General features: G+C 39.3%; 1 protein-coding gene and 1 pseudogene. One reads left to right on the forward strand and one right to left on the reverse strand.

Annotation, left to right across the window (positions count from 1 at the left end):
- Positions 1-167 (forward strand): annotated as a pseudogene (locus Q0L68_RS20015) (hypothetical protein); the annotation flags it as partial.
- A gap of 217 nt (positions 168-384) precedes the next feature.
- Here the strand turns inward: Q0L68_RS20015 and Q0L68_RS19480 are convergent.
- Positions 385-2,571: efflux RND transporter permease subunit (locus tag Q0L68_RS19480; protein ID WP_296705914.1), on the reverse strand; the 2,187-nt coding region annotated here is incomplete at its 5' end.

The raw sequence follows: 2,571 nt of genomic DNA on the forward strand, positions 1-2,571 counted from the left end.
GCACTTACGAAGGTGAAGTCAAAATCCCAAACGATGATTCCAATCGGATTAGAATTGATCTTCCAAATGATTTTTCTGGAAAAACTCTTCATGTAATCTGTGAGGTAACTGATAATGGCTCACCTAAACTGACGAGTTACCGTAGAATCATTATTGAAGGAAAGTAATTGTAATAAAACTAAAAGTAGTACCGATAATTTATGACCTGCAAGTAGCAGCAATGATTATCATGACATCTACTATTGATGATAGATTAAGCCCCATTTTCAACAAACTATTTTATAAGTAATAATTCAGGAGAAGAACTGGATTTTGGTATATATAAAAAAACCTCCCAAGATGATTTAAAATCTCAGGAGGTTTAAGGTTAAAATTTAAAACTATTTAATGACCTTCATGAGCATCTGGATCGTAATTCGCCTCCAACTCAGCCAAGGTCTTTTTACCGTAAGCGATTTTGGTGATCACCACATAAAGAACTGGCACGAAGAAAATCGCCAAGAAGGTTGCAGCCATCATCCCTCCGATCACGGTCCAACCAATCGTCTGTCTTGCAACAGCGCCGGCACCATTTGATAAGGCCAAAGGAACCACTCCAAGAATGAAAGCAAGAGAGGTCATAATAATGGGTCGTAATCTCAACTTCACAGCCTCCAAAGTAGCTTGAACCAAAGGCATTCCTCTATCCACTCTTTCTTTGGCAAACTCCACAATCAAAATTGCATTCTTTGCCGCTAATCCGATCAAGGTTATCAAACCAATCTGAGCATACACATTATTGTCGAGTTTAGGTAGGAAATGAAGTGCCACAATGGCTCCAAATGCTCCCAAAGGCAAGGCCAATAGAACCGAGAAGGGAACAGACCAACTTTCATACAAGGCGGCCAAAAGCAATGAAACTAAAACAATAGCCAATACGAAAATTAAAATGGTACTATTTCCTGAGGCCAATTCCTCTCTACTCAAAGCAGAGAAATCATATCCATAGCCAGCAGGTAAAACCTGAGCTGCAACTTCCTGAAGGGCTGTCAAAGCTTGCCCACTACTATAACCCGGAGCGGCGTTTCCATTGATTTCCGCAGATCTGAAAAGGTTATAATGTGAAATTACTGAAGCGTTTTCTACCACTTCATAGCTTACCAAAGCCGAAAGTGGAACTGATTCTCCTTTTGAATTGAGCACATAATACTGTTTCAAGTCTTCAATTCCAGATCGATAGCTCGTATCTGCCTGCGCTACCACTCTAAAATTTCTTCCATACTTGGTGAAGTCATTGACATAGGTACTCCCCATATTGTTTGACATCGTACTGAAAATATCCGTCATCTGAACTCCTAGCTTCTTGGCTTTTTCACGATCTACTGTGATATGGTAGCCTGGAGTTCTCGCATTAAAGAAACTATAGGCCATGGCAATTTCAGGGCGTTGATTTACAGCGGCCAAAAATTGACCCATTACTTGTTCAAATTCATTGATGTCGCCTCCACCGGCTCTTTGCTCCAGCATAAAACTAAATCCTCCCGTTCTACCTAGACCAGGGATGGCTGGGGGTGGAACAACCACGATGTTTCCATCTTTAATAGTTTTAAACTTTTCGTTTAGTTGAGCAATAATTCCAAAGAGTTGTTTAGATGGTTCTTTCCTTTCAGACCACGCGTCCATTTGAACAAAGAAAGTCGCCGAATTAGACTTGAATGAGAAGTTTATCACATTCAATCCACCAATCCCTGTTACATGATTGATCCCATCTGTATTTTGAATGAGATCACTTATTTGCAACATCACTTCTCTTGTTCTGCTGGTCGAGGCACTTTCAGGTAGCTCTAAAGTGATGTATAATCTTCCTTCATCTTCAGTAGGAAGAAAACCTGTTGGTTTGGTTTGGAATAACCCGAAAGTTCCAGCGAAAATACAGATCAGAAGAATTAAGACCAGAGGTGCTCTTTTAATGGATTTCTTCACTCCTGATGAATATGAATTTGTAGTTTTTTCAAACCAATTATTGAACTTGAAGAAAAACTTATTTAGTCCTTTTCCTTTTTCGTTGACCTCAGATGGTTTTAATAAAAGCGTACAAAGTGCTGGTGTCAAACTAAGTGCAACAAATGCCGAAATCAAAACAGAGATAGCAATCGTAATAGCAAATTGTTGATACATTCTACCTACAATCCCTGGGATAAAACCTACGGGAATAAATACTGCACTCAGAATTAATGCAATTGCAATTACCGGAGCAGTGATATCTTTCATTGCAAGTTTAGTGGCCTCCAAGGCTGATATTTTCTTAGAATCAATGTAATGCTGCACAGCTTCTACCACTACAATTGCATCATCCACTACAATCCCTATCGCCAATACAAAGCCAAACAGAGTCAAAGTGTTAATGGTAAAACCTAGGAGTGGAAAGAAAATAAAGGTCCCAATAATAGAAACTGGAATAGCCAAAATCGGAACAAGAGTTGCTCTCCAACTTTGCAGGAATAAAAAGACTACCAGCACCACTAAAAGCAATGCTTCCATAAAAGTTTTAAGTACCTCATTGATACTTACATCCACTACAGATACCGATTC

This window comes from Algoriphagus sp., from assembly GCF_024642405.1.
Taxonomy (GTDB): domain Bacteria; phylum Bacteroidota; class Bacteroidia; order Cytophagales; family Cyclobacteriaceae; genus Algoriphagus.